Source organism: Streptomyces silvisoli (assembly GCF_029269905.1).
In the GTDB taxonomy this organism is placed as follows: Bacteria; Actinomycetota; Actinomycetes; order Streptomycetales; family Streptomycetaceae; genus Streptantibioticus_A; species Streptantibioticus_A silvisoli_A.
Genome location: NZ_JARJBC010000008.1, coordinates 61092 through 86389, shown reverse-complemented (window position 1 = coordinate 86389; position 25298 = coordinate 61092). Strand labels below are relative to the sequence as shown.

20 protein-coding genes and 1 pseudogene are annotated in these 25298 nt (G+C 71.5%); 7 read left to right on the top strand and 14 right to left on the bottom strand.

The features are described from left to right. Positions 1 to 37: 37 nt before the first annotated feature. Positions 38 to 1432: an NAD(P)/FAD-dependent oxidoreductase gene (locus P3G67_RS15040; RefSeq protein ID WP_276093941.1), complete on the bottom strand. Its 1395-nt coding sequence runs from the start codon at positions 1430 to 1432 to the stop codon at positions 38 to 40. After that, positions 1422 to 1643 (bottom strand): ferredoxin, encoded by a 222-nt coding sequence (locus P3G67_RS15035; RefSeq protein WP_269857454.1) that lies wholly within the window; start codon positions 1641 to 1643, stop codon positions 1422 to 1424. The genes P3G67_RS15040 and P3G67_RS15035 overlap by 11 nt, the downstream gene beginning before the upstream one ends. Before the next feature lie 176 nt (positions 1644 to 1819). On the opposite strand from P3G67_RS15035, the gene P3G67_RS15030 reads away from it, so the two are divergent. Further along, on the top strand, positions 1820 to 2503 hold the full coding sequence (locus tag P3G67_RS15030; protein ID WP_276093940.1) for a ScbR family autoregulator-binding transcription factor: 684 nt from the start codon (positions 1820 to 1822) through the stop codon (positions 2501 to 2503). Positions 2504 to 2553: 50 nt separating this feature from the next. On the opposite strand, the gene P3G67_RS15025 is transcribed toward P3G67_RS15030, so the two are convergent. Beyond that, positions 2554 to 3363, bottom strand: coding sequence for an SDR family NAD(P)-dependent oxidoreductase (locus P3G67_RS15025; protein ID WP_276093939.1), 810 nt, complete (start codon positions 3361 to 3363; stop codon positions 2554 to 2556). A gap of 664 nt (positions 3364 to 4027) precedes the next feature. Here P3G67_RS15025 and P3G67_RS15020 point away from each other — a divergent pair. Further along, positions 4028 to 5437, top strand: a complete 1410-nt coding sequence (locus P3G67_RS15020) for a M14 family zinc carboxypeptidase (RefSeq protein ID WP_276093938.1) — start codon at positions 4028 to 4030, stop codon at positions 5435 to 5437. 113 nt (positions 5438 to 5550) lie between these two features. On the opposite strand, the gene P3G67_RS15015 is transcribed toward P3G67_RS15020, so the two are convergent. Next, positions 5551 to 6921: a hypothetical protein gene (locus P3G67_RS15015; protein ID WP_276093937.1), complete on the bottom strand. Its 1371-nt coding sequence runs from the start codon at positions 6919 to 6921 to the stop codon at positions 5551 to 5553. Positions 6922 to 6985: 64 nt separating this feature from the next. Here P3G67_RS15015 and P3G67_RS15010 point away from each other — a divergent pair, with 64 nt between their 5' ends. Further along, positions 6986 to 8143: a PucR family transcriptional regulator gene (locus P3G67_RS15010; protein ID WP_276093936.1), complete on the top strand. Its 1158-nt coding sequence runs from the start codon at positions 6986 to 6988 to the stop codon at positions 8141 to 8143. Here P3G67_RS15010 and P3G67_RS15005 read toward each other — a convergent pair. Together P3G67_RS15005 and P3G67_RS15000 are read right to left on the bottom strand one after the other, a co-directional pair. Then, a complete protein-coding gene (locus P3G67_RS15005; protein WP_276093935.1) occupies positions 8140 to 8718 on the bottom strand; it encodes a DUF4232 domain-containing protein in 579 nt (192 codons plus the stop codon). The genes P3G67_RS15010 and P3G67_RS15005 overlap by 4 nt on opposite strands. Positions 8719 to 8825: 107 nt before the next feature. Beyond that, complete coding sequence (locus tag P3G67_RS15000; protein WP_276093934.1) at positions 8826 to 9680, bottom strand: class II glutamine amidotransferase; 855 nt, start codon at positions 9678 to 9680, stop codon at positions 8826 to 8828. Positions 9681 to 9852: 172 nt separating this feature from the next. Here P3G67_RS15000 and P3G67_RS14995 point away from each other — a divergent pair, with 172 nt between their 5' ends. Next, complete coding sequence (locus tag P3G67_RS14995) at positions 9853 to 11100, top strand: L,D-transpeptidase (RefSeq protein WP_313880328.1); 1248 nt, start codon at positions 9853 to 9855, stop codon at positions 11098 to 11100. A gap of 3 nt (positions 11101 to 11103) precedes the next feature. Here P3G67_RS14995 and P3G67_RS14990 read toward each other — a convergent pair whose 3' ends face one another. From P3G67_RS14990 to P3G67_RS14980, 3 genes are all read right to left on the bottom strand, one after another. Further along, the gene (locus tag P3G67_RS14990) at positions 11104 to 11310 is read right to left on the bottom strand and encodes a ferredoxin (protein ID WP_269857463.1); all 207 of its coding nucleotides are present in this window, start codon (positions 11308 to 11310) and stop codon (positions 11104 to 11106) included. Between the two features lie 5 nt (positions 11311 to 11315). Continuing rightward, positions 11316 to 12536, bottom strand: coding sequence for a cytochrome P450 (locus tag P3G67_RS14985; protein WP_276093933.1), 1221 nt, complete (start codon positions 12534 to 12536; stop codon positions 11316 to 11318). 248 nt (positions 12537 to 12784) lie between these two features. Further along, positions 12785 to 14401: an APC family permease gene (locus tag P3G67_RS14980; protein WP_269857465.1), complete on the bottom strand. Its 1617-nt coding sequence runs from the start codon at positions 14399 to 14401 to the stop codon at positions 12785 to 12787. Positions 14402 to 14580: 179 nt separating this feature from the next. Here P3G67_RS14980 and P3G67_RS14975 point away from each other — a divergent pair, with 179 nt between their 5' ends. Both P3G67_RS14975 and P3G67_RS14970 read left to right on the top strand, forming a co-directional pair. Beyond that, entirely contained in the window at positions 14581 to 14964 is a 384-nt protein-coding gene (locus P3G67_RS14975) for a hypothetical protein (protein ID WP_269857466.1), read from the top strand. Further along, positions 14954 to 17839: a caspase family protein gene (locus P3G67_RS14970; RefSeq protein WP_276093932.1), complete on the top strand. Its 2886-nt coding sequence runs from the start codon at positions 14954 to 14956 to the stop codon at positions 17837 to 17839. Before P3G67_RS14975 ends, P3G67_RS14970 begins: the two co-directional genes overlap by 11 nt. 62 nt (positions 17840 to 17901) lie before the next feature. On the opposite strand, the gene P3G67_RS14965 is transcribed toward P3G67_RS14970, so the two are convergent. After that, positions 17902 to 18981, bottom strand: coding sequence for a glycoside hydrolase family 76 protein (locus tag P3G67_RS14965; RefSeq protein ID WP_276093931.1), 1080 nt, complete (start codon positions 18979 to 18981; stop codon positions 17902 to 17904). A 172-nt stretch (positions 18982 to 19153) separates the two neighbouring features. On the opposite strand from P3G67_RS14965, the gene P3G67_RS14960 reads away from it, so the two are divergent. After that, a complete protein-coding gene (locus P3G67_RS14960) occupies positions 19154 to 20404 on the top strand; it encodes an FAD-dependent oxidoreductase (RefSeq protein WP_276093930.1) in 1251 nt (416 codons plus the stop codon). Here P3G67_RS14960 and P3G67_RS14955 read toward each other — a convergent pair. From P3G67_RS14955 to P3G67_RS14940, 4 genes and pseudogenes are all read right to left on the bottom strand, one after another. Next, a complete protein-coding gene (locus P3G67_RS14955) occupies positions 20394 to 20810 on the bottom strand; it encodes a YchJ family protein (RefSeq protein WP_276093929.1) in 417 nt (138 codons plus the stop codon). The two genes, P3G67_RS14960 and P3G67_RS14955, sit on opposite strands and share 11 nt — an antisense overlap. A gap of 57 nt (positions 20811 to 20867) precedes the next feature. Further along, positions 20868 to 21485 (bottom strand): DUF4126 domain-containing protein, encoded by a 618-nt coding sequence (locus P3G67_RS14950; protein ID WP_276093928.1) that lies wholly within the window; start codon positions 21483 to 21485, stop codon positions 20868 to 20870. Positions 21486 to 21544: 59 nt separating this feature from the next. Further along, positions 21545 to 22150 (bottom strand): sarcosine oxidase subunit gamma, encoded by a 606-nt coding sequence (locus P3G67_RS14945; RefSeq protein WP_276093927.1) that lies wholly within the window; start codon positions 22148 to 22150, stop codon positions 21545 to 21547. Beyond that, positions 22143 to 25258 (bottom strand): annotated as a pseudogene (locus P3G67_RS14940) (sarcosine oxidase subunit delta family protein). Before P3G67_RS14940 ends, P3G67_RS14945 begins: the two are co-directional and overlap by 8 nt. Positions 25259 to 25298: the final 40 nt, after the last annotated feature.

The following is a 25298-nucleotide window of genomic DNA, read 5'->3' as shown; positions in this document are numbered from 1 at the left end:
CCCGGAAACCGCCTGGGCTTCGGGCCCGGCCCGAAGGTCACGCGCGGGCCGGGGTGAAGGTGATACGGCGGTCGACGGGGGAGTAGCCGCTGACCGTGACGGTGGGGCCGTGGGTGGGCAGCGACGGGTCGGGGAACCCGGCGTCGACCGGTTCCAGGCCCTCGACGCGGCGGTCCACAGTGCGGAACGGTGGCGGAAACGGCGCCGCCGACTCGATCAACCGCTCATAGAACTCAAGCCACTTGGTCTGGTCGAAGGTCACCGCGGCGATCACCCGGCCCTGGTACCCGTACACCCCGGTGAACCGCCGCTCGGCCAGCGAGCCTTGGGCGACCAGGACCTGCTCACCCATGCTCGGCACACCGACGGACTTGATGTTGACGCCGAACTGGGCGGACCAGAACGCCGGTACCCACAGGTGCGGACGGCGCTCCGCGCTGGAGCTGACCATGTTGTGCGCGGCGGTCCGCGCCTGCGCCACCGCGTTGCCCCAGTGCTCCAGGGACAGGAACTGGTAGCCGAACAGCGGGTGCGGGGAGCGGGCCACGTCGCCCGCCACGAAGACGTCGTCGGTGACGATGCCCCGAACGTCGAAGGCCCGGCAGCCCGCGTCACAGGCGATGCCCCGCGGCCCGGCGGCCAGCCCGGAACCGGTCAGCCACTCGGTGTTGCGGGTCGCCCCGAGGCAGATCACCGCCAGGTCGGTGTCGACCGTGCTCCCGTCGGACAGATGGGCGTACCGCAGCCGACCGGCAGGGTCGCCCTCCAGGCCGGTGACCATGACCCCGCAGCGCAGGTCCACGCCGTGCGCCCGCTGTAGCGTCGCGGCCACCTCGCCGACCACCTTGCCCAGCGCGCCCACCAGCGGCGCCGCCCCGCGCTCCACGACGGTGACCGGTAGCCCCCGGGCCCGGCAGGCGGAGGCGATCTCGGAGCCGGTGAAGCCCGCGCCGATCACCAGCACCCGGCGCGGTCCCGTCGCCAGCCGCCGGTGCAGCGCCGCCGCGTCATCGCGGGTGCGCAGCACGCAGACCCCGTCGAGCTCGGCCTCCTGCGGATGGAACCAGGGCCGGGCACGCACCCCGGTGGCGATCAGCAGCCGGTCGTACTCCACCTCGTCGCCGTCCGCCAGTCGCACCCGCTTGGCGGACATGTCCAGACCGGTGGCCGCGACGCCCAGCCGCCACTGGGCGTCCAGCGCCTCGTACCGGGGCAGCGCGGTGTGCTCGGCGGTGGTACGGCCGAGCAGGACCTGCTTGGACAGCGGAGGGCGGTCGTACGGTTCGTACGGCTCGTCGCCGATCAGCGTGAGCGAACCGGTGAAGCCCTCCTCCCGAAGCGTCTCCGCGGCGCGCAGACCGGCCAGCGAGGCGCCCACGATGACGATCCGGCCCTCACGTCTGAGCGCCGTCAGATACCCGTCAACCGCCATGCCGGGCACCTTCCTCCTCGACCCGCTCGTCCACCGCGATGGCCTGGACCGGGCAGGCCCTGGCGGCGCGCAGTACGTGCTCCCGCTGCGCCTCGTCCGCGTGCGGGTCGTACAGCAGCGCCTCGTCGCCGTACAGGGTGAACACATCCGGCGCGAGGAAGGCGCACTGCGCGTATCCCTGGCATCGGTTGAGGTCGACCACAAGCCTCATGGGATCTCCGCTCCCGCTTCGCCGGTTACACCGGGTCCCCTCGGTCCAGCTTGGAAGGTCCACCGCCGCCGCGCCCGTGCGAGTGGGCCGAACGGAGTCCGGCAGCGGCCGGGCCTGCCCTTTCGGCATTGGGCTAGGGTGATGTGGTGCCAGTTCTTGGGAGTCGGGAGACGGAAATGGCGCAGCAGGCGCGGGCGATCCGGACCAGGCGGACGATTCTTCAGGCCGCGGCGGAGGTTTTCGACGAGTTTGGCTACGAAGGCGCCAGCACGACCGAGATCATCGCCCGCGGCGGGTTCACCAGGGGCGCGCTGTATTTCCACTTCCCTTCCAAGGAAGCGCTCGCCGACGCGGTCATGGCCGTCCAGTCCGAGGCGCTCGTGCCACCGGTGCGGAAAATCAGGCTGCAGGCCGTCATCGACCTCACCCTGCTTTTCGCCGAACGGCTGCGTACCGATGTGGTGCTACGGGCGGCGGTTCGGCTCGGCGTCGACCAGGCGTCCAACAAGAACCCGAACCGGGCGCCCTACCAGGAGCCGATCAACCTCATTGAGCAACTCCTGAAGGAAGCCGGGGACCGCGGCGAACTGCTGCCCGGCGCGGATCCGCAGGAGGTCGCCAGAACACTGGTCGGCGCGTTCACCGGAATCCAGATCATGTCCCAGGTGTACGAGCGGCGGCAGGCGCTGCCGAGCCGGATATCGGTGCTGTGGAAGTATCTGCTGCCTTCTTTGGCGGCCCCGGAACTGATGGCCTACCTCAGCACCGACCCGGAACGCGGCAAGGGTGACGCCCCGGACACGGCACCACCGGAGGGCATGGTCGGCAGCGCCTACGGCAGCCTGCCGACGCGCGCGTAGTCGGCGTTCAGCCGTGACCCGACCATGCCGTCGGCCCAAGCGCCGCTGGATCAAAGGCCCTTGACCGCTCCGCCGTCGATCACGTAGTCGGCGCCGGTGATGCTGCGGGCGCGGTCACTGGACAGGAAGACGATGACGTCGGCGACTTCCTCCGGCGTGATGAAGCGGCCCGTCGTCATCTTCAGCCTGTTCGGCGTCATCTCCACGTATTCATGGTGGCCGTACCCGCGTACGGCCGCCATCGTCGCGCCGAAGCCGTTCGGGTCCTCCCACACCGAGGTGAGGGTCGGACCGGGGGTGACGGTGTTGACGCGGACGCCCTTGGGTCCGAACTCCTCGGCGACGCCCTTGCTCACCGCGGCCAACGCGGCTTTCGCGGCGCTGTAGTTGATGGGCCCGGCGGAGGGGACGTGCGCGGCGATGGACGAGACGTTGATGACCGACCAGGGGCCGCCGAACTCGGCCAGGCCCGCCAGCGCGGCCCGGGTCACGCGTACCGCGCTGAAGAAGTTCACGTCGAAGGTCCGTCGCCAGATGTCGTCGTCCGCGGAGAGGAATCCCTCCCGCGCGTAGGCGTCGCCGCCTCCGAGGTTGTTCACCAGTACGTCGATGGCGCCGAGTTCGGCCCTGGCCCGCTCGATGAGCAGTTCGGCTCCCTCGGGTGTACTGAGGTCCACCGCCATCGCAATGACCTCGCCCCGCGCGTGCTCGGCCGCGGCGTCCTTGAGGTCGGCGGTTATCGTCCGTGCGGCGCCGACCACCCGGGCGCCCTCGGCCACCAGGGCGCGCACCACGGCCAGGCCGATTCCTCGGCTGGCGCCGGTGACAACGGCGGTCTTTCCTAACAGCTGAGAGTCCATCCCCACTCCTTCGGCACGGTCAGAACGCAGGTCGATCATGCCCTAATCGCCCCTGCCGGATGTGTTCGGGAGCCTGATCGGCCGTATTCGTCCGGCCGTTGAACGGGAAACCGGGTGGCCGGTCGTGAAAAGATGAATGACGGCTTCCTGGTGCGCGTGTGCACCTATGCCACAGCGCAGTTGGCGTCGGCGCCGAGTCAACTCATCTCCGCCTGCCACCTGTTGGCCGCCACTGCGGTCCACTGGCCGGAACCGCGGCGCCGTCGAATCCCGCTGGCGGTCTGCGTGAGCTGGCGGTCTTCGGTGTACGGCGGTGCACTGCCGCCGAGTTGGAGGCGCATATCGCCGTGCGGCTCGGCGAATACCGGGAATCCGTCGAATTCGACGCTCCCACGGCGCCCGTCGCGTGTGTGAGGTGTGCGGCGGGGGCGATCGGGCAGGGCCGGTCCGGTCGCGCGGGAACCCGGAGGAAATGGTTTTCCTTTGCGATTGCTGGTCTTCGTGGGCGGGAACCGCGTCGCCCCGTCAGCCGGGGCCGCGAAATTCGAACATCCCTCTTCTGTGGGCGACATGGGCGTGCCATCATGCGAGTGGTTCTGACGTGTACACGGCAGCAAGGTGTCGTTGTGCACGCGCAACCCCTCCCCCCACGGAAGGCCATCGCATGTCCCGGAAACGCCTGGCGGGCATAGCCGCCGGAGCGGTGGTCGCGGTCGCCGCGGCCACGCTCCCGCAGGCATCGTTAGCCGTCGCCCGCAGCAACCTCCCGCAGACCACGAACGAAGCGACCCAGGACACGGTCGTCGTCTACCGCGTCCCCACCCACCGTCCACAGGACGCCCAGACGCTGATGCGCGCCGGATACGACCTGATGGAACACCGCCAGGGCAACGACCTGTTCGTGCTGGGCGACCGTACGACCGGCGGACAGCTCAGACACCTCGGCTTCGCCCCCACGGTCGTCAAGACGGCGAAGCGCCCGGCCGCCCGCCAACTGCCCGGCGACTCCAGCGGCACCTATGACGGCGGCTACCACACCGTGGACGCCAACTACGCGCACATGGACCAGGTCGCCTCGCAGCACCCGGACCTGGCCACGGTGGTGACATACGGCCAGTCCTGGCTCAAGCAGAACGGCATGGGCGGCCATGACCTCAAGGCGATCTGCGTCACCAAGAAGCAGCAGGGCGACTGCCAGCTCAACCCCAACTCAACCAAGCCGCGGTTCTTCCTGATGAGCCAGATCCACGCCCGCGAGATCACCACCGGAGAGGTCTCCTGGCGCTGGATCGACGAGCTGACCAACGACTACGGCAAGGACCCGGACATCACCAAGCTGATGGACACCACCGAGATGTGGGTGGTCCCGATCGCCAACCCGGACGGCGTCGACATGGTCGCCCAGGGCGGCGACAACCCCGTCCTGCAGCGTAAGAACGCCGATGACTCCAACGGCTCGTCGTGCGGTCAGGGCGGCGGCCAGATCGGTGTCGACCTCAACCGCAACGCGGGCACCCACTGGGGCGGCGCGGGCACCTCGGACCAGCCGTGCGACGAGGTCTACCTCGGCCCGGCCGCCGACTCCGAGGTGGAGAACACCGCCCTGGAAGGGCTGTTCCGCCAGCTCTACCCGGCGGTTCGCACCGGCACCGGTGACTCCGACCCGGCGCCCGCCGACGCCCGGGGAATGATGATCACCCTGCACAGCGACGCCAGCATGGTGCTGTTCCCCTGGGAGTTCGACAGCACCGTACACACCGGCAACGACGCCGCGCTGCGCGCGCTCGCGGGCCAGATGGGGTCGATCACCGGCTACCAGTCAGGGCAGGCCGGTGAGATCCTCTACAACGCCTCCGGCGGCACCGACGACTGGACGTACGACAAGCTCGGTCTGGCCAGCTTCACCATCGAGATCGGCGACGTCGACAACCGCGGCTGCGACGGGTTCACCCCGCCGTACTCCTGCCAGGACAGCTACTTCTGGCCCAAGATGAAGCCCGCCCTGGTGTACGCCGCGCAGCACGCTGCGGCGCCGTACCAGACCACGGCGAGCACGGCACCGCGCAAGCGGTAGCGCCTCCCGCGCGGGGTTGGGGGATCCCTCCGGGGCTTCGCCCCGGGCCCCCACCGCGTGGGTTCGCGGATCCTCCTGGCTTCTCGCCGGGGCCCCGTCGCGCTGCGGGGCCGTTAGACGTTGGCCGGGTTGCCCTGGCCGCAGAGCCTGCGTTCGTCGTGGAGTGCGAACGGGGTGGTGCGCAGGTCCACCAGTTCGATGCCGAAAATCCGTAGCCGCAGCGTGAGTTGGGTGCTCAGGTCGTAACCGGCGTACAGCGCCCAGGCTGGCCTGGCGTCGCCGGACCCGGACGCCCGGCCCTTGAGGTAGACGGACAGGTCGCCGCCCACACCCGCCGCGCCGTACAGGAACACGCTGGCCTGCGCCCCGATCCGGGCCGTCGCAGTGGCGGCACCGGCGATCCGCGGCTGCCCGCCATCGGTGCGCTGGTCCACCTCGTGCAGCGGCTGCCAGCCCTGCGCACGGTCGTAGCGCGCTCCCACGGTGAACGACCCGGTGGTGCGCCGCTCGGCGTCGAGGACGATGCGGCCGTCGGCCGTGAACCGGTACGAGAACGTCACCTCGGCGCTGACCACGACCGGCACCGGTCCCACCCAGAAGGTGTACTGGCCGGTCACCGCGGCGAGCGGCACCGAGACGGTGCCGGTGTCCACGTGCCCCGGCGCCGTGCCGTGCAGGCTCCAGCCGTACCCGTACGTGCCACCGAGCCCGACCGCGGCCCGCTCGGGCCGTATGTCCCGGGCGCCGCGCCGCTCGTACTGGAAGATCAGCTCGGGGCTGAAGTCGACCTCTCCGGCCAGCCGTGCCGGGGAGCGGTCGGTCGCCGCGATGTCCTTGGGCAGCGGTACGTTCAACGCCAGCCGCAGCGTGGGCCGTTGCGGGGCGGCCGGGGCGGACGGTGAGGGTGTCGGGGTGGCCGGGGCCTGTACCGGACCGCCCTTCGTGGTGACACCCGCCGACAGCGGCCTGACCCGCAGCTGGCGGGGGGCAAGCAGCGTTCGCCTGTCCACCCGCTGGTCGCCGAGGAGTTCCGAGATGCTCGCGGGGGCGGTGGCCACCTCCGTCCGGCCCTTGGCCGACCTGACGACCTTCGCCACCTTGAACAGCGCGCCGGACGGCGCCTTCCGGTTGGGCGCGGACGCGATCACATCGCCGGTGCGCACCGAAGCGGTCTTCGGCGTGTCGAGCACCGCCCGATGCCCCTGCGCGTCGTACGAGGCCAGCCGGATCGGGGCGGAAACTCCCTCGGCGGAAGGCGAGTTGCCGGGCGTCTCTGCGACCCCCGCGCCGGTGTCGGCGCTGTCCACCGGCGCGTCCAGGGGGGCGTCCGGCGTGGCGGGCGCCGAGGGGCCGGCGTCAGCCGCCACGGCGCTGTGGCCCGAGTCGTCCAACGACGGCAGCAGCGCGTGGGCGCCGAGTGCGGCGGGTACCAGCACGCCGAGCGCTGCGGCGGGCACCGCTACGCGGCGCCAGGAAACGGCCATGAACAGGTCCCTCCGGAGGGGCGACGGACTCCCATAGCATGACGGTTTGTGATCTTGGGGAGCCATGGAGAAGGACAGCGAGTTGAGCCAGGACGGCGTGGAGGTTTCCACAACGGTGCAGGAGGCCGTCGCGGCGCTTCATGCCGATCTCGACCAGTTGGTCGAGCTGGTGACGGAACGCCTCAGGGCGCGGCTGCCCTCGTACGCGGCGATACCGCCCGGGCTGCTGAGGCTCCGGGTGCGGCGGGCACTGGTCGGCGGCATATCGGCGGTGCGCCGGCTGGCCCAACTCCCCGGTAGCGAACTGGACTTCGGTCAGCGCAGCGCCTGGCCGCCGGACCACGCGCCCAAGGTGGAGGACGTCATCTCGGCCTACCGGATCGGTGTGGACACCGTGTGGTCCCGCTTCCAGGCGGAGATGGCGAAGCGGCAGGCGCCCGCCGAGGAACTGCTGGCGATCGGGGAGAGCGTGTGGGCCTGGGCCGGTGCGGTCACCGTGCACCTGGTTCGCCGCGCCAACGCCGACGGCCATCCGGCCGCGGACCGGCGGCGCGAGGCATATGTGCGCACCCTGCTGCTTGACCCGGCCGCCGCCTCGGCCGACGGCGACGGACTCGACCAGGCGGCCATCCGGCTGCCGTTCCGGGCCCGTGCGGTCTCCGGCGGCACCGTACCGGTCGAGGTGGTCGAACTGCTGCGGCCCTGGCTCGCGGTGGACTCGGCGGGCGGGCCGCTGGTCACGGCGGTGGACGGGGACGTCGCGGGGCTGCTGGTGGCCCGGCCCCGCGGGCTGCGCCGCCACCTGGTCGTCGGACTGGGCGCGGCGGTGCCGCCGTACCGGCTCGCTGCGGAGTTCACCCAGGCCACACAGGCGCTCACAACCGCCGTGTGCTTCGGGCTGGTCGGCGCTTTCACCCGCGAGGAACTGGGGCTACGGGCGGCGGTGGTCAGCGCGCCCGCGCTGGGCCAGCAGTTGGTGGAGCAACGGCTGGCTCCACTGCACGAGCGCGGAGAGGAGGGCGCCCAGCTTGAGGAGGCGGTCGCGGCGTATCTGCGGTACGGGATGAGGATCGAGGCGGCGGCGCGGACCCTGTTCGTGCACCCGAACACCCTGCGCAACCGGCTGCGCCGGTTCGAGGAGGCGACGGGCACCAGTCTGCGCGAACCGGCCGACCTGGCCGAGATCTGGTGGGCGTTGGCCCACCGCCGCATCCACGGTTAGCGCTGGACGACCGACCGGCTGAGCTGCATCGTCTCCCCGCAGGCGCGGAACTTGGCCCTCCGGTGGCGTGCGTCCGTGATCGGCACATCCGTCCGCACCGCGTCGTGCGGTGCCCGTACCACGGCCTCGCTCTCGCTGACGCACAGGTCGCTGGCGCCCTTCGCGCCCCTGGGCGTGTAGCGCAGGTCGAACGTCACGCCCGCGCCCTTGGGCAGGGTGACGGCCGCGGGGCGTCCGCGGCCGACGCCGTTGACCGCGTTCGCCTTGCCGTTGTGCACGGCCACCACCGGAAACCCACCGAACAGACAACGGCCCTTGCTCCGGTTGACCGCCGACAGCTGGGCGTCGGAGAGCTGGAGCAGGGTGAAGCTCCACTTCAGGGCGTGCGTACGGCAGTTGGGCAGGGACTCGTGCGCCACCGCCGGGGTGGCCGGGAGGCTGGACAGGCTGACGCGGGGCCCGGCCGGGGGCCGCCCCGGCGGGCTGCCGTGCGCGGCCGTGGGGCCGCAGGCAGCCACCCCCAGACCGGCGGTCAACGCCGCCACGGCCCCGATCAGGCGATGCTTCGCTCGCATGGATTACCCCCAGCTATCCGGCTCTGCGCGTTGCGGATGGTAGTCCGGCCATCCGCCCTTGGAGGATCATCCCAGACCACCCTCCGGCCGACGAGGTGCCCGGTCCCCTAGGCCGTGCGTTGCGAGGCGGCGGCCTCGGGACGCAGGTCGGCCATGGTGAGCCGGCGCGCGGGCGGCTGCGGCAGCACGTGCCGGGAGACGGTCCGCGGACCGGGACCGACGTGCAGGAGTTCACCGGAACGCAGGTTCCGCCAGCCCGGGTCGTCGTCCAGCCGTTCGCTGGCGACCACCACGGCCGGGGCGTCCGCCAGGTCGTGGGACCGTACCCGCAGCCGGCCGCCGCTGCCGGTGTGTTCCATACGACGGCCGGTGCCGCGCTCCAGAACGTACAGATCGTGGGTGTCGGGATAGCGCAGTGCCCACAAGTCGTCGGCGGTGATCAGCACCAGGTTGAGCGCGAACACCGGCAGGTTCTCGGCGATCCAGCGGGCCGCGTGCTCGATGCCCGCGCCCACGTCGCCGCCGCGCGCCGAGGTCTCCCGGGTGATCAGCGCGAAGAAGCGCTCCGAGTCGGTGTCACCGCGTACCAGATCGAGGTCGTCGCCGAGGTGCCGGTCCAACGCGTCGAGTCCCTCGATGACGCCGTTGTGCGCGAGCAGCCGCCCCTGCTGGAGGAACGGATGGGTGTTGCTTTGCAGCAGCGCGCCGGTGGACGCGTAGCGCACATGCGCGACGAAGGTGGCCGACTCCACCCGCCTGGCCTCCTCGGCGAAGGCGCGGTCCCGGAAGGCGGCGATCGGCGCCTTGTGCACCTGGGGCGTTCCCGACGCGTCGTAGAACCCCAGACCGGTGCCGTCCGGGTCCCGGTGGCTCTGCGCGCTGAGGCTGTCCGGGGCCTGGAGCAACCAGAAGACCGCGCCCACCCGTTGCGGCGCGCTGCTCATGCCGAAGAGTCGGCACATGTCGCTTTTCCTCCTTCTCTCTGCCGCCGGGGGCCTGGGGTACGAGGATGACAGCACTCACAGCCGACGGCGGTAACGTCTTGTGTTCCGGGCGAGTTGGGCCGCAACCGAAACACGTGGTCCGGATGTCCTGGGTGTTGTCGGGTTGTGCAGGGTGACGAGGGGCAGGGTGTTGAAGCGCACAGTTGGGAGATCGAAGGTCGGGGGAGCGAAGGGAGCCGCGGCGTACCGCAGGCGTGCCGCTGCCGCCGCGGTGGGGCTGTCGGCGCTGGCGCTGGGGGTGAGCGCCTGCTCGACTCCGGCCCACGGCCAGGGAGCCGGGAGCGCTGCCGCCGCCGTTGACCCGGCGAAGATCACAGTGACCATGGACAAGGACTCCTCCGGGGACGTGGTGCCGGACAAGCCGGTGAAGATCGGCGTGCAGGACGGCAAGCTCGCCTCGGTCACCGTGGCCGACTCCAAGGGCGACGCGATACCCGGCACCCTTGACGCGGCCACCGGCACCTGGACCCCCAGCTCGCCGTTCGGCGTCGGCTTGAACTACACGCTGCGGGCCAGCGCCACCACTCCCGGCCACAACGGCAGGCCCGCCACGCAGCAGGTCAACTTCACGGTGGAGACGCCGGGTAAGGCGTTGGAGCTGGACTCGATCACCCCGGCCAAGGGCGCCGTGGTCGGGGTCGCCATGCCGATCTCGATCGTCTTCTCCCACCCGGTGGCCGACTCCGCCAAGGCCTCGGTGGAGAAGCAGCTGAAGGTCACCACCAGCCCGGCGGTGACCGGCTCCTGGCACTGGTTCGGTGACGAGCGGGTGGACTGGCGCCCGCAGCAGTTCTGGAAGTCCGGTACGCATGTGACCGTCGACGCCAACCTCAACGGCGTCAACGACGGCAACGGCCGCTACGGGACGCACAACTACGAGCACGGCTTCACCATCGGCAGCGATGTCGAGGCCGTCTCCGACACCGCCAGCCACAAGCTGAACGTCTACCAGGACGGCAAGCTGGTCCGCTCGCTGGCCGCGGACAGCGGCAAGGCCGGCTTCTCCACCTGGGGCGGCACCATGGCGGTGATCGACAAGCAGCCGGTGGTGGAGATGACCTCGTGCAGCGTCGGCATCCAGTGCGACAAGAACGGGCCGAACTACTACGACCTGAAGCTGCCCTGGGACGTGCACCTGACGGACTCCGGCACCTACGTCCACTACTCCACCGGCGACACCGATCCCGGCCTGGACAACAACTCCCACGGCTGCATCCACCTGTCGCTGGACGACGCGAAGTGGTTCTACGACTTCGTGAAGCAGGGTGACCCGGTGACCGTCAAGGGCGAGCCGAAGAACGCCGCGCCGGACAACGGCTACGCCGACTACAACCTCGACTGGTCGCAGTGGGTCGCGGGGAGCGCGCTGCACTCGTGACGGTCAGCCGTCCTCCTCTTCGAGGACCCGGATGACGCTGTTCGGGCAGAGTTGTTCGGCCAGCCGGGCCTTGTCGCGCAGTTCGGGCGGCGGCTGGTCGTCGAGCACGACGACCATGCCGTCCTCGTCGGACTGGTCGAACAACTCCGGGGCGTGCAGGGCGCATTGACCGGCGCCCTGGCAGCGACCGCGGTCGATCCTGATGCGCATGGCGATCACTCCTGCCAGGTGACGGGCAGCTGGTGGACGCCGTAGATGAACATGTCGTCGCGCAGCGGCACCTGGTCCGCGGGCACCGCCAACCGGAGCGTGGGGAAACGCCGGAGGAGCGCCGGATAGCCGATGCGCATCTCCATCCGCGCCAGTTGCTGGCCCAGGCACTGGTGGACGCCATGGCCGAAGGCGATGTGGTGCGCGGCGCCACGGGTGACGTCCAGGTCGTCGGGTTCGGGGAACCGCTCGGGGTCCCGGTTGGCCGCGGCGACCGAGGCGACCACCGTCTCGCCCTCGCGCACCTCGACCCCGGCGAACTCGACGTCCTCCCGGGCCACCCGGACGACGCCGAACTGCACGATGGTCAGGTACCGCAGCAGCTCCTCGACCGCGTTGTCCACCACGTCGGGGCGCTCGCGCAGGGCGCGGGCCTGCTCTGGGTGGCGCAACAGGGCGAAGGTGCCCAGTGCCAGCATGTTGGCGGTCGTCTCGTGTCCCGCGATGAGCAGCAGTTGGCCGAGCCCGGTCAGCTCCTGGTCGGTCAACCCCGCGGACGGGTCCTCGCAGCGGATCAGCTGCGACAGCAGCGCGTCATCCGGAAGCTGGCGCTTGATCGCCACGAGGGACCGCATGTAGTCCCACAGCGCGTCCCGTGCCGCGTACACCGACTCCTTCGGCTCGTCCAGCCGGAACAGGGTGGCCGTCCACCGCTGGAAGTCGGCCCGCTGGGCGTACGGCACGCCGAGCAGTTCGCAGATCACCAGTGACGGGATCGGCCGGGCGAAGGTCTCCACCAGGTCGACCGGCGGGCCGGCGCGCTCCATCGCGTCCAGGTGGTCGGCGACGATCCGCTCGATGCGCGGCGCCAGCTCGCGCATCCGCCGCACCGTGAACCAGCGCGTCACCAAGCGGCGGTAGCGGGTGTGCTCGGGCGGGTCCATGCCGATCAGCGAGCCCGGCACCCGTGGATCGCCGTCGCGGATCGGGAACGCCCGTACCGGCGAGGAGGCCCGGCGGCGGTCGGAACTGAACCGTAGGTCCTCCAGCAGGGCACGGACGTCCTCGTACCGGGTCAGCAGCCAGCCGACCTTCCCGTCCGGGAAGGCGAGCCTGCTGATCGGCCGACTGCGCCGCAGCTCGCCGTACTCCTCGGGCGGATCGAACGGGCAGCCTCGGTGCGTGGGCAGCGGGACCGGGGACGGCGTGGGCGATATGACAGACACGGGCGGCGCTCCTTTCCACCGGCGGGTCGGCCGCACGACCGTCCCCCGAGCGGCCGACCCACGAGCAAGCCCTCTCACCTACCAGGGTAGTCCGTTGCCAGGGGCAACATATCGTTCACTTGTTCGGCTTTCCGCCGGACGGTGATGCGGAAGGAAATCGTGGCGATCTCCGGCAGGACACGATGGAAAGGCAGTGGGGGCGCATGCCGCTCGGGACCGCGCTGACCCGCCGGGTCAACGGACGAGGCTCAGCCCGGCCCGACCCCGTCCAGATAGCGCTGTGTGCCGCGCCGCCTCAAGTGGCGCTCCGCGCCGCCGAGTCCGCCGACGTAGCTGAGCAGCGCGATCGCGGCCACCAGTATCGAGTCGTACGGCGCCGCGATCACCCCCGCGCCGTGGAAGCTGCCCAGCTTCGACATCGCCGTCATCGCCGCCAGATAGCCGACCAGCCACAGGCCGTGCAGCAGATCCCGCCAGTCGAAGCCGTCCCGCCGGTGCTCCCAGGCGTGCCATGAGTACCCGACCGCGGTGGCCACGGCCAGCGCCAGCAGCACGTAGTGCAGCCGGTCCCAGCCCGACCAGTAGAAGATCAGCGCCGTCACGGTGAAACTGACCGGGGCGAGCAACGCCACCCCCGGTACCAGCCGGGCCATCTGCCGCCCGGAGCGGCGGATCGCCTGCGCGGAGACCAGGCTCATCGAGTAGCCGAGCAGCGTGAGGATGCTGGTGACCGCGATGATGTGCGGCCAGTCCCGCAGGAACACCAGGAAGCACGCGCTCAGCACGAAGTTCACCGCCAGGGCGTTGCGGGGAATGCCGGACCTGGTGTGCACCGCGCCGATGCGCTGCGGCAGCAGCCCGTAGTGCGGCAGCCCCATCGCGTACGCGGCGCGGCTGCCCTCCGCCGTGTAGACCAGTGCGGAACCGGCCGGGGATCCCACGGCGTCCACTGAGAGCAGCATCGACAGCCAGAACAGGTTGAGCGCCTTGGCCAGATACAGGTACGTGGACTGCTGGTTGACGCCCGAGGACCAGCCGTGCGCCAGGTTGGCGTGCGGTATCGCGCCGAGGAAGGCCAGTTGCAGTACCACGTACAGCGCCAGCGACCCCAGCAGCGCGGTCGCCACCGCGCGCGGGATGTCACGGCGCTGCCCGGTCGCCTCGCCGGCGAAGTCCAACGGCGCCTGGAAACCGGTGAACGCGAAGACCGCCCCCGCCGTGGTGATCGCGGTCAGTGCCACCGGATAGCCGTTCGGGGCAAGGCCGCCGTGCCCGGTGAGGTTGTGCCGGTCGAAGTGCGCGGCGAGCAGCGCCAGCGCGGTCACGGTGGGCACCGCGATCTTCCCGATGGTGATCAGCAGGTTGAACCGGGCGAACAGCCGCACCCCGAACCAGTTCAGCAGAACGAAGGCGCCCATCAGCCCCAGGCCGAGCAGATAGCCCCACGGCGCCAGACTCGACCCGGAGTACAACCACGGCCAGTGCGGGCGCAGATACGCGATCGCCGCGGTCGCCTCACCCGGCGGATTGGTGGCGTAGGCCAGCCAGATGCACCAGCTGGCGAACGTGCCCACCAGCCGCCCCGAACTGTGGAACGGCCAGCGCACCAGCCCGCCCGACATCGGATAGGAGGCCCCCAGCTCGACCAGCACCAGAGCCATCGGCACCAGCGCGAGGCCCGCGATCACCCAGGTCAACAGCGCGGCGGGACCGGCCTCCTGGGCCGCGTACATCGGGGTCAGCAGCCATCCGGAACCCAGGATGCCGCCGAGTGCGATACCGGTGAGGTGCCAGAACCCCAGCGCTCTGCGTAGACCGGGGTCGCTCGCCGCGTTGCTGACGCCTCTGCTGGTCGTCGTCGCCATCCGATCTCCCCCGTGAGTCAGTGGGCGGTGCTGCTGCGCCTTCGGCGAGGGTGACCACTGCTCTCCGCCCCGTTGTCCGACGGAGCGTCAACCCCTCCTTCCAGGTTCCCACTTCATAGCACGCGCACCGTAAGTACGCTGGTTCTGTTCCAAACTTCACCGGACCTGCGGAGCCACTCTTGGACATCGCCATCACGTGCGCGGGCACGAACCCGGCCCAGGAACTGCGCCTGCTACGCCAGTGGTTGCCCAAGGCCGACCCCGAACTCGCCCTTGACTTCGACAGGCAGGAGAGCTCCAGCGAGCATCTGGGCGGCGAGCTGGTGACCGAGGTGCTCACCGGGATCAGCGCCGCCGCCGACATGGTGGCACTGTGCGCGGCCGTGGCCGGATGGGTGCACAACCGGTTCGGACGCAATGTCGACACCAGGCCCAGGGTCCAGCGGAGTCCGGCGCCGGACGGCGCCGCCACGGTCACCACGGTGGTGGTCGGGCCGGTGACCGTCACCGTGGTCACCGCGCCCGGCGAGCCCCTGCCCGTGGTCTCCCGCGATGACGGCTGACCCACTGGAGGTCGCCCATCTGCTCAGCATCGGTGTGTCCGAGTACCCCGACCCCCACTACGGCGACCGGCGCTCGCTCGCCAGCAGCGCCAGGGCGCTGGAGAAGGCGCTGAGCGGGGGTAACAGCATCTGGGCGATCCCCGAGGGCGGCAGCACCGTGCTGACCGGTTTCGTCACCCTCCGCCAGTGCCTGTACGCCCTCAAGGAGGCCGCCGCCGTCCCCACCGACCTGCTCATCGTCTACCTCGGCTGTCATGGCAGCCGCTTCATGAGCAATCCCGACGAACTGCAACTCGCCCTGTCCGACTCGGACTTCGACTACTTCAACCTCCATCTGTCGTTCCGCCAGGTGAAGGAGATCCTGCGCAACGCGGTGGCGCGCCGGAAGCTGCTGCTCCTGGACTGCTGCTACGCCGACGACTCCTTCCTCGGCGCCCGCCGCGACAACACGGCGCTGGAGGTGGTCGGGGTGTGCACCCTGGCGGCGACCGAGTACCGGGTGGAGGCCAGTTCGGTGTGGAAGGAGACCGGGTACACCGGCTTCGCCGGGGCCCTTGTGGAGGTACTGGAGCAGGGCATCGCGGAGGGGCCCGCCGAGCTGACCATCAGCGACGTCTTCGAGGCGGTCAAGTCCCGCATGGTGGCGGCGGGACTGCCGCAGCCGGGCATGCGGGGCGACGCGGACCGGCTGGTCCTGGTGCGCAACCCGGAGTTCCGGCCGGGACCCGACGACATCGACCCGCCCACCGCCGAGCTGTCCCCGCTGCTCGACCTGCCGCCCGCCGAGTTCGCCGGACATGTGACGGGACCGCCCGACGGTGCCCCGGCGCCGGAGGCCGAACGGCTGCTGGCGGGCTTCGTCGACCACCGTACGCTCGCCGACATCGCGCTGCTGATCGGCGAGTTCACCGGGGCCGGTCGACCGGACCACGTCGCCGCCACCGCGGAGCGGGTGCTCGCCCAGCGGGACAGCGCCGACTTCGCCGCCCTGATCCATCTGTCGCACGGCGACGAAGCCCTCCTGGACACGCTGACCAGCCGCTCCGTCGACACCTTCGCCGTGGTGCTCGGCGGACTGCTGCTCAGGGAGTGCGAGCAGTGCGCGCGGGTGGCCGACGAGTTGTGCGCCCGGCCGCCGGTCGCCGACTGGACATCGCACCAACTCGTCGAACTGCTGGCCCGGATGCGGCACGGAACCGGAACCGACGCGCCACGCGACCGTGTGCTCGGCGCGCTGTCGGTCGACCGGCTCAGCGCACTGGCCACGCACCTGTGGGAGGCCGACGACCACCGGGGCATGCCGCCCGAGCGCCGCCGGGACGCGGTGGACGCGGTGGAACGGATCGCCGTGCTGGCCCCGCCCGGGAAACTGTACGAACTGGCGTCGGTGATGGCCGCGTCCGGCCAACGGGAGCTGGGCAACGCCCTGTTGGAGGCCGCGGCAGACGGCCGGTCCGCGGCCGATCTGGCCGACCTGCTGCGTCTCGCCGGGGCGGATCCGGACTTCGCCGAGCTGCTGCGGTTCACCGCGTTGCGACGGCACCCACCGCGGTTCCTGCTGCCGGTGCTGGACGCGCTGCCGGACGGGCCGCGGGCCGCTGTGCTGGACTGCGCCGCACAGCAGCCGCACGGGCTGTCGGTGCGTGATCTGTCCCGGCTGCTGTTGCTGCTCCACCACGAGGGGCGTGCCGACACCCTGGAGTCGGCGCTGGACGCGGCGATCCGGCACCGGCCGCCCGACCAACTGGCCGCCATGGCCGTCCAGTTGTACCGGTACGGCGGCCGACGGATGGCCGGGCTGGTGACCGGACGGCTGGTGCTGGCCGGGGCGCCCGCCGTGGAGAAGACCATCGAGGTGATGCGGCTGCTCCAGGAGGCGAAGCAGGACCTGATGGTCGCCGCGATGCTCAACCGGGCGGCGTGGGGCCTGCGCGCGGACAGCGCGCTCCACGTCGCCTGCCGACTGGCCGATCTGGGGTTCCAGCAACTGGCACGCGCACTGGTCCGCCGGGTGGTCCGCACGCTGTCGGACCGTACGGCCTGCGGCGTGGACGATGCGTTGGTCGGGGCACTGGACGGGTTCACGACCCTGCCGGGCGCGACACACGACCAACTGCCCTGGCTGCTGGGGGCACTCACCGAGTTCTGCACCGCCCAGCAGGTGTGGAGCCTGATCACCTGGGTCCGGCCGCGCTGCCACGCCGGTGAGGAGATAGTGCTCAACCGGGTCTGCCGGATCTGGCCGGTGGCGCGGATCGAAGACCTGGCCGACATCATGGACCACGAAAGCTACGGGGCGCTGGCCCGGCAGCTCATGGCCGAGGCGATCGAGGTCTTCACCGAACGGCGCCCTCAGGGCGCCGAGACCGCGGAACTCATCCTGGTGCTACACCGGCGCCTGGAGCGGCGGGCGTTCAGGAAGGCGTCGCAGAAGCTGGTGGTGAGCCTGGCGGGCAAGCGCGATCCGGATCAGGTGATGCGGCTGGTCGACCGCCTTGTCGGCGCCGACGAGTACCATCCGCTGCACGACGTACTGTGCGACGCGGTGGTACGGCACTTCGACGTGGACGCGCTGATCGCGTTGCCGGGCGTGCTGAAGACCAAGCAGCTCACCATCGTCCAGGAGATGGCGATGGCGGCGCTGGTCAGCCCGGCCCGGGTACCGCCCGAGCGAGTCCCCGACGTGCTCCAGGCACTGCACGACGCGGGCAGCCCCCAGGAGGACCTGGCCGACATCTGCCGCTACATCGGCGCCCGCCGCAGGGTCGACCACACGGACGTGATCCGCTGCCTGCGCGCGGCAAGCCTTTACCCCGAGGCAGCCGCCTACGCCAAGGGCACCGATTCCGGCCGCCGCCGCTTCTACGTACCGTAGGCACCGGGCACCTGGCCCTGGTTGCCCACCAAGGGGTCGGGGGACCGCCCCCGGGCGAACCCTCAGTACAGGTGCCGGTGGTCAGCCGGCGGCCACGCCAGCACCGCGTAGATCTGCACCATCGCCGCCTGCTGCAACGTCTCCGTCTGCGCGCTGCCCTCGAACCGGAACAAGCCCGTCGAGGAGTCGCGGAACCGGTTCCACACCGTGTCCCCGTACTCGGCCATCGCATCGCGATAGGCGTGCCCCCCGGCCACCGACTCCAGCAGCAACAGGTTCTTGAAGTAGATCGAGTTGAAGTACGGCGGCTGTCCCAGCAGCCTGCCGCCGGTGACGAAGTAGGAGTGTGCCGCGCCGGCGATCCGCTGCGCGCGGTCGAGGTACTCCCGGTCGCCGGTGATCTGGTACAGCAGCGTGTTGACACCCACCGGAACGCCCTGGTTGTACGTCCAGAACGTGGTCTCCACGGTGCCGGTCAGGTTGACGTGGTCCCAGTACAGCGCGTCGGGGCTGAGCAGATAGCGGTTGGTCCAGTCGTACATCCGGCGGGCCCAGTCGAGGTACGTGGCCTGGCCGGTGATCTGGTGCAGCCGCAGGCCGAGTTCGGCGCCGGGCATGTTGGAGACGGTGTTGCGGTCCTGGCTCCAGGTCGCCTGGGTCCAGAACACCCCACCGGGGTCGGCGTGCGCGGTGTCGGAGTCCCAACCGGAGACCACGAGTTGGAAGATCTGCTCGGCCCGGGCCAGCGCCTCGCGGTCACCGTGCATCAGATACCGCTGGACGTCGAGCAGCCCCACCCATTCGTTGTCGTCGTAGAAGAAGTCACCCCCGCCGCCGTAGGGCGGCACCGGGTAGGAGGCGTACCCGGGCTTGCCGGTGGTGCCGCCGGACGCCTTCCAGTACCGCTGCTGGCCGACCGCCCGCGCCGCGAGGTCCGGCAGATAGCCCTCGCCCTGTTGACCGGGCATGCCGGTCAGGTCCAACGTGGCGGTGTGCGCCTGGGAGAACGGCCACTCGTAGGAGTATGCGTTGTCACCGGAGACGACGGGATACCGCTCGTGGTAGAGACCGGAGCCGTCGCCCACGGCGAGGTACTTCTGCAACGCCTGGTAGGAGGCGGCGGCACGGGCTGCTGCGCTCATCGGGGCGTCCTCCCTGGGGACGGGTGCGGATGCCGGAGCAGCCGCACGCCTTCTGTGAGGCCGCGTCAAGGCTAGCGGAAGCGCGCCCCGGCGGCCCTGGTTCCGCCGCCGATTGCGCGGCCACCGGGCGCGCCGCAGGCTGGGAGCGGGAGTGACACGGAGGGCGGAGACGATGGAGCGGACCGCGTGTTGTGTGGTCGGTGGCGGCCCCGCGGGCATGGTGCTCGGCCTGCTGCTGGCCAGGTCCGGGGTGGATGTCACGGTGCTGGAGAAGCACGGGGACTTCCTGCGCGACTTCCGCGGTGACACCGTGCACCCGTCCACCCTGTCGCTGCTGGACGACCTGGGCCTCGCCGAGCGGTTCGCCGAGCTGCCGCAGCGGCGGGTGAGCACCGTGCAGTTGCCGATCGGGCCGGGGGGCGAGCTGTTCACCGTCGGGGACATCAGCTCGCTGCGCGGGAAGTACAACTACGTGGCGATGGTGCCGCAGTGGGACCTGCTGAACCTGCTGGCCGACGAGGCCCGGCGCGAGCCGACGTTCCGGCTGCGCATGGACACCGCGGCCACCGGGTTCCGGTACGAGCGCGGCCGGGTCGCCGGGGTGCGCTACCGCACCACGGACGGCCGCACCGGCGAGCTGGCGGCCACCCTCACGGTGGCCTGCGACGGCCGTGGCTCGCTGGCCAGGGACCTGCCCGAGCTGGGGCTGCGGCGGTTCCGCTGCCCGATGGACGCCTGGTGGTTCCGGCTGCCCCGCCGGGCGGGCGACCCGCGCGGGCTGGTCGGCACCTTGGGGGAGCGGTTCCTGGTCGCCATGATCGACCGTGGCGAGTACTGGCAGTGCGCGACGCTGATCCCCAAGGGCACCGACGTCCAGCGGCGGGCCGCCGGTCTTGAGACGTTCCGCTCCCAGTTCGCCGCGGCCGCGCCGTGGATGGCCGACCGGGTGGCGGCGCTGGGTTCGTGGGACGAGGTGAAGCTGCTGGACGTGCGGCTGGACCGGCTGCGGCACTGGTACCGGCCGGGGCTGCTGTGCATCGGCGACGCCGCGCACGCGATGTCGCCGGTGTTCGGAATCGGCATCAACCTCGCCGTACAGGACGCCGTCGCCGCAGCCCGCCATCTGGCCGGGCCGCTGTGCGCGGGCACCGTAGGGCCGGGCGACGTACGGCGGGTGCAGCGCCGCCGGTGGCCGACGGCGGCGGCGACCCAGGCGTTGCAGCGGATCGCCCACGCCAGGGTCGTCGGACCGCTGCTCGCCGGTCGTTCGCCAGGTGCCGAGCGGGACCGGCCGCCGCGACTGGTCCAAGTGCTCACCGCCGCCCCGTGGTTGAAGCGGGCCCCCGCGTACTTCTTCGCCTACGGCGCGCTGCGTGAGCGGCCGCCCGCGGCCGCGTCGGACCGGTCGCCGGTCAGTCGCTGACGACGCCGTCCAGGTACACCCAGTCACCGTCGTGCCGGACGAAGCGGCTGTTCTCGTGCAGCTCGCCCGCCCGGCCGCGGTCGGTGTAGTGGGCGCGGAACTCCACCGTGGCCTCGGTGTGGAACGCGCTGCCCCCGGCGCCGCCGAGGACCTCCAGCCGCTCCCAGCGCAGCCCCGGGTCGAAGTCCACCCGGGGCGGCCTGGTGTCGGGGTGCCAGCTGCGCAGCAGATACGCCTCGTCCCGCACGGCGAAGGCGCTGTACCGGGATCGCATCAGCTGCTCCGCGGTCCCCGCCCGGACCGTTCCGCGGTGCAGTCGCCCGCAGCAGTCCTGGTAGGCCGAGGGCAGCCCGCACGGGCAAGGTGCTCCGGCCGGGCGGTCGGATGGCGGCGTGTGTCGGGACATGGCTCCACGGTGACTGTGCGTACGGTCTGGTGCGTGCCCAAGCGTAGGGCACCCCGGTCAGCCGTTGACCGCCCGCAGGGCCCGTGCGGTGGCCCGGGCCGCCGCACGCTCGTGGCGCCGCGCCAGGAAGCGGCGGATGCGGGAGACCGCGAACGCCACCAGCACCAGCCCGCCCACCAGCAGCGCCGCCGCGATCGAGGCCGCCGCCCAGGGATGGAAGATCGCCAGCGTGACCAGCCCGGCGACCGCGAGGTCCTCCAGCAGACTGATCGCGATGTTGCTGGCCGGCTCCGGAGAGGTGTTCACCGCCATTCGCAGCGACGCCTTGACCGCGTGGCTGGCCAGCGCGCTCACCCCGCCCAGCGCACCGGCCGCCACCTCGCCGAGCGATCCGGGGTGATGGCCGGCGAGCAGCGCGGCGACCGTGGCCCCGGCGATGGGCCGGATGAACGTGTGGATGCCGTCCCAGACGGTGTCCACGTAAGGGATCTTGTCGAAGACCGCCTCGCACACGAACAGCACACTGGCCGCGATCATCACATCGGTGCGCTCCAGCACCGGCGGAACGGCGGTCGCGCCGCCGAACCGCCCGAACAGCCCGAGCAGCATGACCACACCGTAGGCATTGATCCCACTGGCCCAGCCGCTGGTGAAGACCAACGGAACTATCGTCATCTCGCCTTCCCGAGGAGGTCCACGGGCCGCGACCACCGCGCGTCCCGGGTCCAAATATCTCAGGACGGTGGTCCGGCGTACTCCACGGCCGCGTCCAGCAGCCACTCGGCCAGGTATCCGGCGAACGAGGAGCGCACCAACAGCCAGAACCCGGGCCGCCGTTCGTCGCGCGCGGCCAGCACGACCTGGGCGCGGGCCAGCAGGGTCTGGGCGCAGCGGCCGGGCCCGAAGGACCTGGGATGCAGATCGAGCGACGTGCCGTGTGCCAGCAGGTCGCGGCTGCGCGGACCCGCGACCAGCAGTGCGGTGCGTTGCGCCGACACGTCGGTGACCGCCGCGTGCGCCCCGCCGACCGCACCGCGCAGCCGCGCCTCCAGCCCGCTCGCGGTGCCGGGCGGACCCACCACCAGCCATTCGTCGGGCCCCAGCCACAGCGCGGCCAGCCCGCCGCCGCGCACCATGGTGTTGGGGGCCACCGGCAGCGGGATGCCCAGCGCGAGCCGCACCGCGTCCGCCGCCGGGCCCTTGGCGTCCAGCCGTACGTTCACCTGGGTCAGGAACGGCAGCTCGGCCAGCCGCACCGCCCCGCCCGAAGCACGGGTGGCGGCCGCGAGACGGGCGGCGAAACCGCCCAACGGGCTGTGCTTCTCGACCTGTTCAACCATCCCGGCGGGTCCCCTCCGGATCGTAGAGAACGGGGTCGGCGACCGTGACCGGGACCAACTCGCCGCCCACCGGTGCGTACAGCCGCTCGCCGATCCGCCGGCGGCCGGAGCGCACCAGGGCCAGCGCGAAGGTCCGGCCGAGGGCGGCGCTGCGGTAACTGGAGGTGACATGGCCCTCCATGGGCACCGGGGGTTTCGCAAGCCGATCGGTGGCGATGAGCTGGGTGCCTTCGGGCAGCAGCACGTCCGGTGGCGGCAGCAGGGCCACCAGCTGCTTGCGGTCGGGCCGGCTGGTGTCGGCGCGGGAGTGCGAGCGCTTGCCGACGAAGTCCCGCTTCTTCTTCGACACCACCCATCCCATGCCCAGGTCCTGCGGCGTCACCGTGCCGTCGGTGTCCTGCCCGACGATCGGATACCCCTTCTCGGCGCGCAGCACATGCATGGTCTCGGTACCGTACGGGGTGATGCCCAGTGGTCTGCCCGCCGCGTGCAGCGCCTCCCACAGCGCGGTGGCGTACCAGGACGCCACGTTGATCTCGTAGGCCAGCTCGCCGGAGAAGCTGATCCGGCACACCCTGGCCGGTATCCCGGCCACGGTCGCGTCCCGCCAGGCCATGAACGGGAAGTCCGGTGCGCCGACGGCGAGTTGCGGCGCGATCGCGGCCAGCACCTCGCGGGAACGCGGGCCGACCAGCGCCACGGTGGCCCACTGGTCGGTCACCGAAGTGCAGTGCACCCGCAGCTCGGGCCACTCCGTCTGCGACCACTCCTCCAGCCAGTCCAGTACGGCGGCGGCGTTGCCGGTCGTGGTGGTGAGCAGGAAGCGGTCCTCGGCCAGCCGCGCGACGGTGCCGTCGTCGAAGACCATTCCGTCGGCCCGGCACATCACCCCGTACCGGATCATGCCGATCCTCAGCGTGCTCATCATGTTGGTGTAGAGCCTGTCGAGGAACACGCCCGCGTCCGGGCCCTGGACGTCGATCTTGCCGAGCGTGCCGGCGTCCATCAGCGCCACGCCCTCGCGGGCGGCCCGGCATTCACGGGCCACCGCGGCCGCCATGTCCTCGCCGTCCCGCGGGTAGTACCAGGGGCGCTTCCACTGGCCCACGTTCTCGAACCGGGCGCCGTGCGCGAGATGCCGGTCGTGCAGCGCGGTCACCCGCACCGGATCGTGCAGCACCCCCCGGTTCCGCCCGGCCAGCGCGGCGAAGGAGACCGGGGTGTACGGCGGGCGGAACGTCGTGGTGCCCAGCTCGGCCGGATCGACTCCCAGCAGTCGCGCCGCCACGCCGCTGGTCAGCACGCCGGAGGTCTTGCCCTGGTCATGCGCGGTGCCAGCGGTGGTGTACCGCTTGAGGTGCTCCACCGAGCGCAGCCCGGCACCGCTGGCCCGGGCCAGGTCGGCGACGGTGACATCGCGTTGCAGGTCCACGAAGGCGCGGTCCAGATTGTCCTGGCCCGGCACCACCCACAACGGCACTGAGGGCGCGCCGGGTTCGGGCGCCGCGGACGCCCCTGGTGGCGGCAGCGGACGGGCGGCCGTGAACCCCTCGTCCTGCGCCGCCCGGCGTCCCGCCTCGGCGCCGTCGGCCAGACAGCCCGGCAGCTCGCCCACCCCCCGGGCGGCCCCCGCCACCCGTACCGCCTGACGGCACCCGTCGGGCAGGAACGCGCTGAGCCCCGGGTCGTACCGCAGTTGACCGCCCGCCTGGCCGAACAGATGGAGTGCGGGATTCCAACCGCCCGACACCAGCAGCAGATCCGCTGCGATCGGCACCGCTGGCCCGGTCGGCTCCCCGTCGTGCAGCGGCCGTACGGTCACCCCGGTGAGCTGCCGGTCGCCGGCCGTGCCGGTCACCGCGTGCCCGGCCAGTACCTCGATCCCCGCCCGTGCGGCCCGCTCGGCTGCGGCTCCCGGCCGGGGCCGGGCGTCGACGACAGCGGCCACGTCCACGCCCGCGGCCGCGAGGTCGAGCGCCGCGTCGTACGCGCTGTCCCCGGTGGTGAACACCACCGCGCGCCGGCCCGCGACCACCGCGTACCGGTGGAGGTACACGCGTGCCGCCGCGGCCAGCATGATGCCGGGGCGGTCGTTGTCCGCGAAGGCGATCGGGCGTTCGTGCGCACCGGTCGCGAGCACCACCCGCCGGGCCCGGATGCGCCAGATCCGCTCCCGCGACAGATGCGAGGGCGCCTGTGCGCCAAGGTGGTTGGTGCGCCGCTCCACCGCCAGCAGATGGTTGTCGTCGTAGTGGCCGAAGACGGTGGTACGGGTCAGCACCCGGGTCTCCGCCGCCGCGGCGAGTTCGGCGGTGGTCCGGGCCACCCAGTCGGGCAGCTCGCCGGTGCCCAACAGGCTGCCGCCGGGCTCCGGTTGCTCATCGGCGAGGATCACCCGGGCCCCTGTCCTGGCGGCGGCCGCCGCCGCGGCCAGCCCGGCCGGGCCGGCGCCGACCACCAGCACGTCGCAGTGGGCGTGCACCGCGTCATAGCGCGCCGGGTCGGGCTCGTCGGCGAGCCGCCCCTGCCCCGGCAGTCCGCTGGCCACCAGGCCGTCGTACAGCTCGACGGTGGTCGCCGTGAGCATCGGCTCGGGGAAGGGCGCCTTGATCTGCACGATCGCGTTCGGTTCCGCACTGTCCGCCGTGAACACCCCGCGCGGACGGTCCAGTTTGACGCTGCGCGCGGTCCGCCGTACCCCGGTGGCCAGCAGCGCGGAGGCCAGGGTGTCGCCGCGGTAGCCCTGGTACTCGATGCCGTCGAACCGGAAGGACAGCGGCTCGTCGCGGCGGATCCGGCCGCCGGCGGGCAACCGGAACGGCTGCGCGGTCATCCGGTCACCGGCCTCGGCTCACCGACCCGGTAGACGGCGAGGACCTCGTTGGTCGCCGTGTTCCGGACCGCGTTGAACCAGCGGCGGCAGCCCGCGGAATGGCACCACCGCTCGGCGTGCGGCCCCTTGGGGTTGTCGCGGAAGAACAGATAGCGCGCCCACTCCCGGTCGGACAGCGCCGCCGGATCCTGCGGGTACGGGACGTGCGCCTGGCCGCCGTAGCCGAACTCGGCCTCGTCGCGCGGCCCGCACCAGGGGCAGGGGATGAGCAGCATCGTCGGGCTCCTCTTGTTGTCCTTCGCTCGCCTGCGGGCG

Coding starts and splice junctions, on each gene's coding strand:
- P3G67_RS15040 (WP_276093941.1), bottom strand. CDS start 1,432: ATGGCGGTTGACGGGTATCTGACGGCGCTCAGACGTGAGGGCCGGATC.
- P3G67_RS15035 (WP_269857454.1), bottom strand. CDS start 1,643: ATGAGGCTTGTGGTCGACCTCAACCGATGCCAGGGATACGCGCAGTGC.
- P3G67_RS15030 (WP_276093940.1), top strand. CDS start 1,820: ATGGCGCAGCAGGCGCGGGCGATCCGGACCAGGCGGACGATTCTTCAG.
- P3G67_RS15025 (WP_276093939.1), bottom strand. CDS start 3,363: ATGGACTCTCAGCTGTTAGGAAAGACCGCCGTTGTCACCGGCGCCAGC.
- P3G67_RS15020 (WP_276093938.1), top strand. CDS start 4,028: ATGTCCCGGAAACGCCTGGCGGGCATAGCCGCCGGAGCGGTGGTCGCG.
- P3G67_RS15015 (WP_276093937.1), bottom strand. CDS start 6,921: ATGGCCGTTTCCTGGCGCCGCGTAGCGGTGCCCGCCGCAGCGCTCGGC.
- P3G67_RS15010 (WP_276093936.1), top strand. CDS start 6,986: ATGGAGAAGGACAGCGAGTTGAGCCAGGACGGCGTGGAGGTTTCCACA.
- P3G67_RS15005 (WP_276093935.1), bottom strand. CDS start 8,718: ATGCGAGCGAAGCATCGCCTGATCGGGGCCGTGGCGGCGTTGACCGCC.
- P3G67_RS15000 (WP_276093934.1), bottom strand. CDS start 9,680: ATGTGCCGACTCTTCGGCATGAGCAGCGCGCCGCAACGGGTGGGCGCG.
- P3G67_RS14990 (WP_269857463.1), bottom strand. CDS start 11,310: ATGCGCATCAGGATCGACCGCGGTCGCTGCCAGGGCGCCGGTCAATGC.
- P3G67_RS14980 (WP_269857465.1), bottom strand. CDS start 14,401: ATGGCGACGACGACCAGCAGAGGCGTCAGCAACGCGGCGAGCGACCCC.
- P3G67_RS14970 (WP_276093932.1), top strand. CDS start 14,954: ATGACGGCTGACCCACTGGAGGTCGCCCATCTGCTCAGCATCGGTGTG.
- P3G67_RS14965 (WP_276093931.1), bottom strand. CDS start 18,981: ATGAGCGCAGCAGCCCGTGCCGCCGCCTCCTACCAGGCGTTGCAGAAG.
- P3G67_RS14960 (WP_276093930.1), top strand. CDS start 19,154: ATGGAGCGGACCGCGTGTTGTGTGGTCGGTGGCGGCCCCGCGGGCATG.
- P3G67_RS14955 (WP_276093929.1), bottom strand. CDS start 20,810: ATGTCCCGACACACGCCGCCATCCGACCGCCCGGCCGGAGCACCTTGC.
- P3G67_RS14950 (WP_276093928.1), bottom strand. CDS start 21,485: ATGACGATAGTTCCGTTGGTCTTCACCAGCGGCTGGGCCAGTGGGATC.
- P3G67_RS14945 (WP_276093927.1), bottom strand. CDS start 22,150: ATGGTTGAACAGGTCGAGAAGCACAGCCCGTTGGGCGGTTTCGCCGCC.